The sequence below is a fragment of the Parafannyhessea sp. genome (assembly GCF_051876455.1).
Classification (GTDB): Bacteria; Actinomycetota; Coriobacteriia; order Coriobacteriales; family Atopobiaceae; genus Parafannyhessea.
This window is the reverse complement of the sequence record NZ_JBJEHW010000135.1, coordinates 1-11920: the sequence shown is the minus strand read 5'-3', so window position 1 is coordinate 11920 and position 11920 is coordinate 1. Positions and strand designations below refer to the sequence as shown.

The window sequence follows — 11920 nt, the reverse complement described above, 5'->3', positions numbered from 1 at the left end:
AAAAGGGCACCCCACGGCGTCCGTGGGGTGCCCAGGCGACTCGCATTTGCTAGCTGCGGACCTCTCCGCCCGTCGACTTCATGACCTTGGTCAGGAGCCTGTTGTGGGCCTTCTCGACCTCCTCGGAGGTGAGGGTGTGGTCGGCCGCGCGGTACGTGAGCGAGAAGGCCAGGGACTTCTTGCCCGCGCCCACGCGCTTGGCGTCGCGGTACACGTCGAAGAGGCGCACGTCCGCGAGCAGCTTGCCGCCGGCGCTCTGGATGCGCTGGATGACCTGCTCGCTGGTCATGGACTCGTCCACCACGAGCGCGAGGTCGATGGAGACGCCGGGGAGCGTCGGCACCTCCTCGTAGGGGAGCTCGCGCTTGGCGAGGCGCAGGAGCGCCTGGACGGAGAGCTCGAACGCCACGACGGGGACGTCGAGGTCGAAGTTCCTGAGGCTCTCGGGGTGGATGTTGCCCACCCAGCCCAGGAGCTCGCCCTGCGCGAGGACCTCGGCCGCGCGGCCAGGCTGCAGCCAGCCGTAGCGCTCGGGGTCGGCGGCCTTGAAGCGCACCTTGGTGATGCGCAGCGCGTCGAGCAGGTTCTCAACCACGCCCTTGGCGTCGAAGAAGTCGAGCTTGGGGTACTTGCGGTTCCACTGGTCGTCATCCCAGGAGCCGCACATGACGCCGGCGACGTAGCTGGGCTCGTCCGGCTGGCTCCTGTGCTCGTGCCCGAAGAAGACGCGGCCGACCTCGTAGAGGTGGACGTTCTGCACGCCGTGGTCGAGGTTGTAGGCCACGGAGCGCAGGAGCCCCGGGATCATGTCGCGGCGCATCTGGGACTGGTCGGCCACGAGCGGGCGCATGATCTGCACGGGGATGCCGCGACCCTCCTCGCTCATGCCGAGGCGCTCGAGGTCCTTGGGGTCCGCGAAGTTGTACGTGGACGTCTCGCAGAGGCCGCTCGCGCGCAGCACCTGGCCGATCTTGCGGATGCGCTGCTGGTCGACGGTGAGGCCGCCGGCGTGGTTCCTGGCCGCGGGGAGCGTGGGCTCGACGTCGCCCTCGCCCCAGAGCCTGAGGACCTCCTCCACGAGGTCGATCTCGCGCGTGAGGTCGGGGCGGTTCGTGGGTGCGGTGACGTGCATGGTCGCGTGCTCGTCCGCGCCGCGCTCGACCGCGCAGCCGAGGCGCTCGAGGCGCTCGGCCATGAACTCGGTCGTGATGGGGGCGCCGCAGAGCGCGCGGACGCGGTCGGGGCGCAGGTCCATCTGGGGTGCGGGGACGGGCGCCGGGTAGACGTCCACCATGCCCTCGCACACGCTGGCGCCGCAGCACTGCTCGAAGAGCGCGGCGGCCACGTCGCTCACGGTGGCGCAGCCGGCGCCGTCGACCTGGCGCTCGTAGCGGATGGAGGCCTCGCTCATGAGGTCGAGGTTGCGGCTCGTGCGGCTGACGTGGCCGCTGTCGAACACCGCGCTCTCGAGAAGGACGTCCACGGTCTTCTCGTCGATCTCGGAGTTGAGGCCGCCCATGACGCCGGCGAGCGCAACGGGGTCGTTGCCGTCGTCCGTGATGACCGCCATGTCCGGGGTGAGCGTGCGCTCCTGCCCGTCGAGCGTCGTGAGCCTCTCGCCGTCGTGCGCCGCGCGCACCACGATGTGGCGCTTGCCGTCGCGCTCGGTCAGCTTGCCGAGGTCGAAGGCGTGCAGGGGCTGGCCCGTGAGGAACATGACGTAGTTGGTGACGTCGACGACGTTGTTGATGGGGCGGGCGCCGCAGGCGATCACGCGGCGCGCGAGCCACTCCGGGCTGGGGCCGATCTTGACGCCGCGCACGACGCGGGCCGTGTAGCGGCCGCAGAGGCTGGGGTCGTCGATGCGGACGTCCACCAGGTCGGCCGTGCGGCCGGCGGAGGCGTCCTCGTGCTGGATCCTGGGGAGCTCGATGTGGGTGTCCTCGTCGAGCATGGCCGAGACCTCGACGGCCATGCCGCACATGGAGAGGCAGTCGGGGCGGTTGGGCGTGATCTCGCAGTCGATCACGGTGTCCGTGAGGCCCTTCCACTCGAGGAAGTCGACGCCCACCGGCGCGTCCTTGGGCAGGATCATGATGCCGGAGTGGTCGTTGTCGAGCCCGAGCTCGCGGCTCGAGCAGTTCATGCCATAGGAGTCGACGCCGCGCAGGCGACCCTTCTTGATCTTGACGTCGCCGGGCAGCGTCGCGCCCACGAGCGCCGTGACGGTCTTGTCGCCCACCTCGAAGTTCTGGGCGCCGCAGACCACCTGCAGCGGCGTGGGCTCGCCCTTCTCGTCCACGTTGTACCTGCCCACGTCCATCTTGCAGACGTACATGTGGTCGGAGTCGGGGTGCGGGACCTTCTCCAGCACCTGGGACGTCACGACGTTGGTGATGTCCGCGCCGACGCGCTCCACGGCCTCGACCTCCGTGCCCGTGCGTATGAACTCGTGCACGAGGTCATGGGGGTCCTCCGGCACGTCGACCATGGACTTGAGCCACTCATAAGAGACACGCATGCTTGTTGCCTTTCCACACAGGGGACCTGGCGTCCCCGCTCGTAGTCATCCGTGCGCCCCGGCGGGCGCCTCGCGCTAGAACTGCTTGAGGAAGCGCATGTCGCCGGTCATGAGCATGCGCAGGTCGGGCAGGTCGTAGCGCAGCGCCGCCACGCGCTCCACGCCGATGCCGAACGCGAAGCCGGAGTACTTCTCGGGGTCGATGCCGCAGTAGCGGAACACGTTGGGGTCGACCATGCCGCAGCCCAGGATCTCGAGCCAGCCGGTGTTCTTGCAGAAGCGGCAGCCCTTGCCGCCGCAGACGCCGCAGCTCACGTCGACCTCGCAGCTCGGCTCCGTGAACGGGAAGAAGTGCGGGCGGTAGCGCGTGGCGCGGTCCTTGCCGAAGATCTCCCTCGTGAAGTAGTCGAGCGTGCCCTTGAGGTCGCCAAACGTGATGCCCTCGTCCACGACGAGGCCCTCGACCTGCGTGAACTGGGGCAGGTGGTTGGCGTCGGCCGTGTCGGGACGGAAGACCGTGCCCGGGCAGATCATGTAGATGGGGGGCTTCTTCTCCTCCATCGTGTGCACCTGCACGCCGGAGGTCTGGGTGCGCAGGAGGACGTCCGACTCGCCCAGGACGTGCTTCTCCTTGCCCTCCGGAGCGTTGTCCACCACGTAGAACGTGTCCTTGGCGGAGCGGCTCGGATGGTCCTCGGGGGCGTTCAGCGCCGTGAAGTTGTAGTACGTGGTCTCCACGAAGGGGCCGTCCTCAACCGTGTAGCCCATGCCGCAGAAGATGTCCTCGATCTCCTCGCGGATCTGGTTGATGAGGTGCTGGGTGCCCGGCGAGAGGCGGCGCCCCGGCAGCGTGACGTCCGCGGCCTCGGCGCTGATCTTCTCGTCCAGTGCCCTCTTGGCGAGCTCCGTGCGCGCCTGCTTGATGGCGGAGTCCACGTTGGCGCGCACCGTGTTGGCGAGCTTGCCCATGGCCGGGCGCTCCTCGGGCGGGACCTTGCCCATCATGTGCATGATCGCCGTGAGCGAGCCCTTCTTGCCCAGGGCCGCCACGCGGATCTTCTCGAGCTCGTCAATGCTGTGCGCGTTCTGGAGCGCCTCCTGGACCCTGTCCTGGATCGCGTTGAGCTCTTCGGACATCGACATTGGAAATCCCCCTTCAAAACAAAAAACCGTCCCGAGCACATGGCTCAAGGACGGAGTTATCCGCGGTACCACCTTGATTGGCGTTCACGTTGTCTCTCGCGAGCACCCACTCGTTGAGCCCCGTTCCGTGGGGCGGACGGCTTCCCTACTTGCCTTGCGGCGTTAAGGTCGCGGCTGCTGGAGTGAACTTCGCTCGTCAACCCCCGTGGGAGCCTCTCAGCCGGTGGGCTCCCTCTCTGTCCGGTGGCGACGCGACGGGCGAACCTCTCCGTCATTGCCTGTGCGTGAGGATAGCACACAAGGAGCGCGCGGGCGAGAAGAACGTTTGCTCCACAACTCCGGGCGCATGCCCGGCGCACCCCGCACGGGGCCGCTAGCGCACGAACGGCCACTCCCCCGCCGCGAGGGCGTCGATCGCGTCCGCCACGGCAAAGTCGTCGCAGCTGCCGATGTGCCAGCGCGCCGCGGCGGCGGCCTCCTCCGTCGCGTTGGCCACGGCCACGGAGTTGGGGATGGCGTCGAACATGGCGAGGTCGTTGCCGGCGTCGCCAAACACCACGACCTCCTCCGGGTCGATCTGGAGCGCGCCCGCGAGCGCGAGGATGCCCGTCGCCTTGTTGAGGCCCGGGCGCATCACGTTGGCGAAGCCGGGCTGCGGGTAGTCGAAGTCGAGGCCGTCCACCTGCCGGTTGAGGGCGTCGACCAGGGCGCGCGAGTCCCTCTCGCCCGCGGGGGCGAGCGTGCCGTCCGCGGTGGGCGCCGCCATGAACACGTTGGCCTTGGTGCAGCGGAACGTGGGGAGCCCCAGCGCGCCGCCGTCCGGCGCCGTGCGGCAGACCGCGCCGTAGGAGGGGAAGCTCGCCCCGAGGTCCGCGACGTCGCCGGAGACGAGCGTGGGCGTCGCGCCGTCGAACGCAATCACGCCGGCGTGCGGGAAGCCCGCCGCCACCCTTACGGCGCCCGCGAGCACGTCGCCGCCAAAGCTCACCTCGCGCACCTTGGTGCCGTCCAGGAAGACCTGGTTGCCGTTGGTCGCCACGCACGTGGCGAAGCAGGCCCTGTCGTCCGCGAACAGCGGCGCCAGCCAGTCGTAGCCGCGCCCCGTCGCCGGGCCCACGCGGATGCCCGCGTCCATGGCGTGGTGGTACGCCTCGCGCACGCGCGCGGGCACCACGGCCTGGCCCGAGGGCAGGATCGTGCGGTCGATGTCGGTCAGGATGAGCTGCACGGAGCGTGCCATGTCCTTCTCCCCCCATTGCGCCGCGTCGTGCGGCATTCGGTCGTGACGTATGATAAACCCCATAAACCCCAACCACAGCATCAGGCGAGCCGGGAGGCACCATGTCCGCACAAGATGGCATTCGCATATTCGACCTGCACTGCGACACGCTGGACTGCCTGTCCATGCGCGACGCGGGGCCCATCGCGCAGTACGCGGCGGGCGTGACGGAGGGGGCGGACCTCCTCCACAACGACCTGCAGCTCTCGCTCGAGCGCATGGCGCAGGCGGGGTCCTGGTGCCAGTGCTTCGCGGTGTGGGTGCCGGACGACCTCTCCGGCACGGGGCTCGCGCCGCACGCGTTCTACAACAGGGTCTCGGCCTACTTCCGCGACCAGATGGCGGCCCATCCCAGGGAGGTCGTCCAGGTGCGCGACGGCAGGCGCGTGGCCGACGCGCTGGCGGGCGGCCGCGTCGCGGCCATGCTCACGGTCGAGAACGCCTCGCCGCTCGAGGACGGGCTCGAGGTGCTCGACCAGATGGCAGAGGACGGCGTCAAGATGGTCACGCTCACCTGGAACGGCCAGAACTGCGTGGGCTCGGGCAACGCGACCCCGGAGGGCCTCTCCGCCTTTGGCGTGCGGGCCGTGCGCCGCATGGAGGAGCTCCGCATCGTCGCGGACGTCTCGCACCTCAACGACGCCGGCTTCCGCGACCTGCTCGCCCACTCCAGCCGCCCCTTCGTGGCGAGCCACTCCAACAGCCGCGCCGTGTGCGGGCATCCCCGCAACCTCACGGACTACGAGTTCCAGGCCATCGCGGACCGCGGCGGCCTCGTGGGCCTCAACTACTACCGCGCCTTCGTGTCCGACCGCTTCGACGGCGGCAGGCTTCCCGGCCCCGGCCGCCCCGAGCTCACCTTTGACGAGCTGAGCCGCCACATCGACCACTTCCTCGAGCTTGGGGGCGAGAAGGTCATCGCCCTCGGCAGCGACTTCGACGGGTCCGAGACCCCGTCCTGGCTTGACGGCGCGTCGGACGTCCCCGCGTTCCGTGCGAGGGTCGCCGCCCGCTTTGGCGAGGACGTCGCGGAGGGCATGTTCTTCCGGAACGCCGCGGAGTTCTTCTCGCGCAACGAGGAGTCCTAGCCGCATCCGGCCGCGCCACCGCCGGGGCGGCCGCGCCACCATCGCAAACGCAGGGAGGGGCCCGACCAGTGCGGTCGGACCCCTCCACTTGTCAGGCTGTCTCTGCAGCGCTACTCGAAGCAGCCGTTCACGACCTTGGCGATCTTCTCCGGATCGTCGGAGCCCAGCAGGTCGCTGCGGAACGACTCCTTGGTGAGCATGATGGCCACGTCGGACAGGAGCTGCAGGTGCGTGGCGCCGCCCTCGCTCGCGGGGGTGCAGATCGCGATGGCGACCTTGATGGGCTTCTTGTCCATGGACTCCCACTCGATGTCGCCGGCGAACTTCGCCACGAGGACCGTGTCCTGCTTAATGGCGTCGCTCTTGGCGTGCGGAATGGCGAAGCCGTCCGACATGCCCGTGGTGCCCTCGGACTCGCGGGCCTTGAAGGCGTCCAGCACTGCCTTCTCGTCGTCGGCATAGCCTAGCTCGACCATCTTCTTGGAGAAGAACTCGAGTGCCTCGTCTACGGTCTTTGCGGGGTTAGCGACAAATACGTGGGACGCCTTTACGAAATCAGCCATTACAGTCTCCTTTGGCAACAACGGGTACCAAACGCTTAACTTGATTCAATTGTATCCGCCAGCGGACATAAAGGAACACAAATATTCCAATTGCAGCCCTGCTTACGGTTTAATGGTCATTTAACAAAGGGCGAGAAGGGCGCGGCGCCTTGGCTCACGCCTCCTGCCCGGCGGCCTGCCGCTTCGCGGCCTCCTCCAGCGCCGCGTACGCCACGCCGTACATGCCGGCCTCGTTGCCCAGGCTGCACGGCAGGATGCGCGCGCTCGCGCTCGTGGAGAGGCAGTACGACCTGAACGAGGCCGCAAGCTTCTCCGCAAACAGGTCGAAGCCGCCGGCCACGCCGCCGCCTATGAGGTACGCCGCCGGGTCGACCACGCAGCTGATCTGCGCGAACGCGTAGCCCAGCGTGTCGCACATCTGCTCGATGGCGCGCTCGGCGCAGGGGTCGCCGTCGCGACACGCGTTGAAGACCGTGATGGTGTCCGTCGCGTGCTCCGGCTTGGGGTGCTCGCCGCCGTCCGCCTTGCACGCCTGCTGGTACAGCCAGACGATGCCCGTGGCGGAGGCGTACTGCTCCAGGCAGCCCCTGCGGCCGCAGCCGCACACGCGCGTCTCGCCCTTGTTGACGGTGATGTGGCCAATCTCGCCGCCCGCGCCAAAGGCGCCAGACACGAGCCTGCCGCCGCACACCACGCCGCCGCCGACGCCCGTGCCCAGCGTGACCATCACGAAGCTCGACAGGTCGCGCGCGGAGCCCTGCCAGAGCTCGCCCAGCGCGGCCGCGTTGGCGTCGTTCACGAAGGCGAGCGTCGCGTTGGCGAACTCGTGCTTGATGGCCTGCTTCAGGCCGTCCGGGTCGAGCCTGATGTTGGGGAGCATGCCCACGCGGCCTTGGTCGTCCACGGGCCCCGGGATGTCGAGGCCCACCGCCGTCACGTCGTCGGGCAGGTAGCCGCCGCCCACCACGAGGGCGTTCAGGCCGGAGCACACCTCGGCGAAGGCCTTCTCGTCGTCGATGGCGCCCGTCGGGATCTTCCTCACGTCCAGGAGCTTGCCCTCCGGCGTGAACAGGCCTGCCTTTATGCTCGTACCACCAACGTCAATTCCCAGGACGCAACTCATGGGCACTCCTTCCCGAGGCGGGCGCACGCCTGCCAGACGCGATCTTCTCCTCCCCAAAGTATCGCGCAACGCACGGCCGCACTCGCCCAGAATCGCCAGCCGTCGCCGTGCGAGGCCCCCAGTGCGGCGCGCACGCCCCCGCCGCGCGTGGGCGTCCCGTCGAAATGCAACCACTCGCGGCTCACGTGCAGCGCCAATACCGCTAGACTTGTGCATCAGTAGCACCCAAGCCACGGCGCGCGTCCACCCACGTGGCGCATGCCGCGCAGCCAAGGAGAAGAACATGGCATCAGATGATTCCAAGCGCAAGCCCGACGCAAGAAGGTCCGCGGGCACGGGCGCAGTTCCCTCGTTCCTGAGCTTTTTCGCGCACCAAGACAAGTACGAGGACCCGGCGCCCGTCGTCGACGGCGAGCCGGTCGACGACGGCGACATCAAGATAGAGCGCGGCCCCAACCTGGACGAGCAGCAGGCCACGGCACAGTCCCAGCCCGAGGGCGACCAGGCCACCGAGCAGCAGAAGCCGCTCGGCGCGGCGGACGCCGTGGAGCGGATGTACCGCCAGGAGGTCGCGAGCGCCGGCTCCGCCCCCGCCGCGGACGGCACCGCCCCCGACAGGCAGAAGCCCTCCCCCGCGCCCCAGCCCAACGACGGCCGCGAGGCCATCGGCAAGCCCAGGCGCCCGGCACCGGCCGCCATCAGCAACCCCAAGGAGGACATCGCCGCCCTCGACGACCTGGAGCGCCACCTGTACGCGCACCGCTACGCGCGCATCGGCATCTCGTGCTACGGCCCCTCGATCGACCCGGCAAAGGCCGTCGCGGACCGCGGCGAGGCCCAGGCCATCCTGGAGCAGGAGGACAAGGAGCTCCTCTGCAACCCGGAGACGGGCGCCCTTCTGGACCGCCTCAAGGCCATGCCGGACCTCCTGGACGATACGCGCAAGGCGCAGGTCAAGGTCCTCTCGCGCGACCGCGAGCAGATGGTCGGCGTCCCGGACGACCTGCAGATGGAGCACACGCGGCTCCTCGCGCAGGCAAGCAGCGTCTGGCACCGCGCCAAGGCAGCCAACGACTTCGCGTCGTTCGAGCCCTACCTCGACCGCCTGGTCGCCTCCGCCAAGGAGATCGCCCGCCACCAGAACCCCAAGGCCGACCCGTACGACGTCTGGCTCGACCGCTTCGAGCACGGCTGCGACCGTAGGTTCTACGACGAGTTCTTTGGCCAGGTCAAGGGCATCGTCGTGCCGCTCTATGCGGAGATCAGGCGCATCGGCTGGCAGCCGGACCGCTCCGTGATCGAGGGCCGCTTCGACGAGAGGCGCCAGTGGGCGCTCGCGAGCGACCTCGTGGACCTGGAGGGGCTCGACCGCGACGCGCTCTTCGTCACGTCCACGGAGCACCCGTTCTCGGACGCGCTCACGACCAACTACGCCATCATCGCGGCGCACGTGTACGAGAACGACGTCGTCTCCAACGTGTTCACGATGCTGCACGAGGGCGGCCACACGCTGTACGAGTGCGGCGTCAACCCCGCCTACAACTACACGTCGCTCAAGGGCGGCACCTCCGCCGGCATGCACGAGGCGCAGTCCCGCTTCTTCGAGAACTACGTGGGCCGCAGCCGCGCCTTCGCAGGCCCGCTGCTCAAGGCCATGGCCAGCCACTTCCGCGGACAGCTGGGCCGCGTCACGCCCAACCAGCTCTACCTTGCCGTCAACCGCGCCGAGGGCGGGCTCATCCGCACGGAGGCCGACGAGCTCACGTACCCGCTGCACGTCCTCGTGCGCTACGAGATCGAGCAGATGCTCTTCTCGGGCCAGATAACCGCAAAGGACGTCCCGGCCGTCTGGGGCGAGAAGTACCAGGAGTACCTGGGCGTGACCGTCCCGGACGACACGCACGGGTGCCTGCAGGACTCGCACTGGTCCGACGGCCTCTTTGGCTACTTCCCCACGTACGCGCTCGGCAGCGCCATCGGCGCGCAGCTGCGCCACCAGATGATCTCGGAGGGGATGGACTGGGAGGGCCTGCTCTCGCAGGGCAACCTCGCGCCCATCCGCGAGTGGCTGCGCACCCGCATCTGGCAGTACGGCCGTGCCAAGGACTCCTCGGAGCTCATCCAGAACGCCTGCGGCAAGCCGTTCGACGCGTCGTACTACACGGACTACCTGCTCCAGAAGTTCTCCGCTATCTACGGCATCAGGCTCCCCGAGGCCGAGCCCGAGGGCGAGGCCTAGCCGTGCGGGCGTGCCTGCAGCGCGTGAGCGGGGCATCCGTCACGGTCGACGGGAACCTCGTGGGAAGCTGCGGCCGCGGCTTCCTCGTCCTTCTCGGCGTGGGACCGCGCGACACGGAGCGCGAGGCACGGCTCCTGTGGGAGAAGATCCACCACCTTCGCGTGTTCGACGACGCCGACGGCAAGATGAACCTCTCGCTCGAGCAGGTCGACGGAGAGGTGCTCGTCGTGAGCCAGTTCACGCTCTACGCGGACTGCCGGCGCGGCAGGCGCCCCTCCTTCACGGACGCCGCCCCGCCCGAGCTGGGCGAGCGCCTGTACGAGCGCTTCCTCGATATCGCCGCCGCCGACTGCCGGCACGTGGGCCACGGCACGTTTGGCGCGGACATGCAGGTCAGCCTCACAAACGACGGCCCCATAACCATCTGGCTCGACACCGACGAGCTCACTAGACCCAGGAGGTAGCGCATGAGCAAGTTCGTAAAGGAGTTCCGGGAGTTCATCAGCCGCGGCAACGTGATGGACATGGCCGTCGGCGTCATCATCGGCGGCGCGTTCACGGGCATCGTGACGTCGCTCACGGACAACATCATCAACCCGCTCATCACGTTCCTGACGGGCGGAGGCACGGAGATCTCGGGCCTCGTGGTCCCCGGCACCAAGATCGACTTCGGCGCCTTCATCAGCTCCGTCATCAACTTCCTCATCGTGGCGTTCATCGTGTTCTGCCTCGTCAAGAGCGTCAACCGCCTCAACGAGGCCACGGCCAAGCTCACGCATGCCAAGAAGGAGGAAGAGGAGGCCGCGGCGCCCGTGTGCCCGCACTGCCTGGAGGAGGTCAAGGCCGGCGCCACGCGCTGCCCGCACTGCGGCGGCGAGATCCCCGGCGGCGCCAAGGTGCGCTCCTAGCCGGCGACGCCGTCGGCGCCCGGCCGGCGCTACGCCCTGACGACCACCTGGCCGCCATCCACGTACGTCCCAAAGAGCTCGTCCGCCACGTCGCGGGCGAGCTCGTATTCGTTGGAGCGGAAGAGCGCGAGCACCACGAGGTCGAACCGGGGCGAGAGGGACGCGAGCTCCCGGATGGCGACCTCGAGCCCCTCCTCGAGCGGGTACCCGTAGACGCCGCAGGATATGGCCGGAAACGCGATGGACCTGTCGCCCAGCCGCAGCGCGAGCTCGCCGGAGCGCCGGTAGCACGACTCCAGCTCGCGCCGGCACCGCTCCGCGCGCGAGGCGCTGTAGACGGGCCCCACGGTGTGGATCACGTGGCGCGCCCAGCTGATGTCGTAGGCGCCCGTGGCCTTGGCCTCGCCGGTGGTGCATCCGCCCAGCGTGCGGCACTCCTCCAACAGGCGCGGCCCCGCGGCGCGGTGGATGGCACCGTCGACCCCGCCCCCGCCCAGGAGCGTGTGGTTGGCGGCGTTGACGATGGCGTCGACCCGCTGGTCGACCACCGACCCATGCACGAGCCTAAGCGTCGTCACCACCGTCCTTCTCGCGCGCCTCGCGCTCGCGGCGCATCTCCCACTCGCGCCGCTTCTCGGGCGTGGCGTCCGTGGGCCTGAGGAACTGCCTGCAGATGTTGTCCGTGCGCAGGTACTCCTTGCCCCACGGGTCCGTAAGCGGCACCAGGTCGCGCGGCTGCTCCGCAAAGAACATGTCGGGCTTGGTGTACACGTGCGGGTCGGCCAGGGTGTAGCCGCGGCTGCACGCGCCCTGCCACTTGCCCAACTCCTTGTTGTACGAGAACGAACTGAAGATGCAGTCCGAGCAGTGCAGGCCTATCGACATCTTGATTCCTTCCTGCCGGCGCCGGCGGGCAGCGCCCGCCGTGGCACCGCATACGGTAGCCCTTGGGACCCCGCATTTCCAGACCCGCGCCCGCGCGCGGCGGCACGCGGTCGAAAGGCTCCCCCGGACCGCCCCGCAAAGCGCCTATGCTAGTTTCTACCCAGGTTCGCC

11 protein-coding genes are annotated in these 11920 nt (G+C 68.9%); 4 read left to right on the top strand and 7 right to left on the bottom strand.

The annotated features are described in order from the left end of the window. Window positions 1-49: 49 nt before the first annotated feature. From pheT to ACI38Z_RS06105, 3 genes are all read right to left on the bottom strand, one after another. On the bottom strand, window positions 50-2521 hold the full coding sequence (gene pheT / locus ACI38Z_RS06115) for a phenylalanine--tRNA ligase subunit beta (RefSeq protein WP_439789309.1): 2472 nt from the start codon (window positions 2519-2521) through the stop codon (window positions 50-52). A 75-nt stretch (window positions 2522-2596) separates the two neighbouring features. Then, entirely contained in the window at window positions 2597-3664 is a 1068-nt protein-coding gene (gene pheS, locus ACI38Z_RS06110; RefSeq protein ID WP_439789308.1) for a phenylalanine--tRNA ligase subunit alpha, read from the bottom strand. Window positions 3665-4037: 373 nt separating this feature from the next. Next, window positions 4038-4904, bottom strand: a complete 867-nt coding sequence (locus ACI38Z_RS06105) for an HAD family hydrolase (protein WP_439789307.1) — start codon at window positions 4902-4904, stop codon at window positions 4038-4040. A gap of 101 nt (window positions 4905-5005) precedes the next feature. Here ACI38Z_RS06105 and ACI38Z_RS06100 point away from each other — a divergent pair, with 101 nt between their 5' ends. Next, window positions 5006-6031: a dipeptidase gene (locus ACI38Z_RS06100; protein WP_439789306.1), complete on the top strand. Its 1026-nt coding sequence runs from the start codon at window positions 5006-5008 to the stop codon at window positions 6029-6031. A 110-nt stretch (window positions 6032-6141) separates the two neighbouring features. Here ACI38Z_RS06100 and ACI38Z_RS06095 read toward each other — a convergent pair whose 3' ends face one another. Both ACI38Z_RS06095 and ACI38Z_RS06090 read right to left on the bottom strand, forming a co-directional pair. Beyond that, complete coding sequence (locus tag ACI38Z_RS06095; protein ID WP_439789305.1) at window positions 6142-6594, bottom strand: fructose PTS transporter subunit IIA; 453 nt, start codon at window positions 6592-6594, stop codon at window positions 6142-6144. Window positions 6595-6748: 154 nt separating this feature from the next. After that, entirely contained in the window at window positions 6749-7717 is a 969-nt protein-coding gene (locus ACI38Z_RS06090) for an ROK family protein (protein ID WP_439789304.1), read from the bottom strand. A 283-nt stretch (window positions 7718-8000) separates the two neighbouring features. Here ACI38Z_RS06090 and ACI38Z_RS06085 point away from each other — a divergent pair, with 283 nt between their 5' ends. The 3 genes from ACI38Z_RS06085 to mscL are packed head-to-tail and all read left to right on the top strand — an operon-like array spanning window position 8001 to window position 10864. Next, window positions 8001-9956, top strand: a complete 1956-nt coding sequence (locus tag ACI38Z_RS06085; RefSeq protein ID WP_439789303.1) for a carboxypeptidase M32 — start codon at window positions 8001-8003, stop codon at window positions 9954-9956. A 2-nt stretch (window positions 9957-9958) separates the two neighbouring features. After that, complete coding sequence (gene dtd / locus ACI38Z_RS06080; protein WP_439789302.1) at window positions 9959-10420, top strand: D-aminoacyl-tRNA deacylase; 462 nt, start codon at window positions 9959-9961, stop codon at window positions 10418-10420. Window positions 10421-10423: 3 nt separating this feature from the next. Continuing rightward, the gene (gene mscL / locus ACI38Z_RS06075) at window positions 10424-10864 is read left to right on the top strand and encodes a large conductance mechanosensitive channel protein MscL (RefSeq protein WP_439789301.1); all 441 of its coding nucleotides are present in this window, start codon (window positions 10424-10426) and stop codon (window positions 10862-10864) included. 29 nt (window positions 10865-10893) lie between these two features. Here mscL and ACI38Z_RS06070 read toward each other — a convergent pair whose 3' ends face one another. Continuing rightward, a complete protein-coding gene (locus ACI38Z_RS06070; protein ID WP_439789300.1) occupies window positions 10894-11442 on the bottom strand; it encodes a macro domain-containing protein in 549 nt (182 codons plus the stop codon). After that, a complete protein-coding gene (locus ACI38Z_RS06065; RefSeq protein WP_439789299.1) occupies window positions 11429-11749 on the bottom strand; it encodes a hypothetical protein in 321 nt (106 codons plus the stop codon). The genes ACI38Z_RS06070 and ACI38Z_RS06065 overlap by 14 nt, the downstream gene beginning before the upstream one ends. Window positions 11750-11920: the final 171 nt, after the last annotated feature.

Bases quoted from the DNA above. Each gene is read 5' to 3' on its own strand.
- pheT (WP_439789309.1), bottom strand. From the start codon at position 2,521: ATGCGTGTCTCTTATGAGTGGCTCAAGTCCATGGTCGACGTGCCGGAG.
- pheS (WP_439789308.1), bottom strand. From the start codon at position 3,664: ATGTCGATGTCCGAAGAGCTCAACGCGATCCAGGACAGGGTCCAGGAG.
- ACI38Z_RS06090 (WP_439789304.1), bottom strand. From the start codon at position 7,717: ATGAGTTGCGTCCTGGGAATTGACGTTGGTGGTACGAGCATAAAGGCA.
- ACI38Z_RS06065 (WP_439789299.1), bottom strand. From the start codon at position 11,749: ATGTCGATAGGCCTGCACTGCTCGGACTGCATCTTCAGTTCGTTCTCG.
- ACI38Z_RS06100 (WP_439789306.1), top strand. From the start codon at position 5,006: ATGTCCGCACAAGATGGCATTCGCATATTCGACCTGCACTGCGACACG.
- ACI38Z_RS06085 (WP_439789303.1), top strand. From the start codon at position 8,001: ATGGCATCAGATGATTCCAAGCGCAAGCCCGACGCAAGAAGGTCCGCG.
- ACI38Z_RS06095 (WP_439789305.1), bottom strand. From the start codon at position 6,594: ATGGCTGATTTCGTAAAGGCGTCCCACGTATTTGTCGCTAACCCCGCA.
- mscL (WP_439789301.1), top strand. From the start codon at position 10,424: ATGAGCAAGTTCGTAAAGGAGTTCCGGGAGTTCATCAGCCGCGGCAAC.
- ACI38Z_RS06105 (WP_439789307.1), bottom strand. From the start codon at position 4,904: ATGGCACGCTCCGTGCAGCTCATCCTGACCGACATCGACCGCACGATC.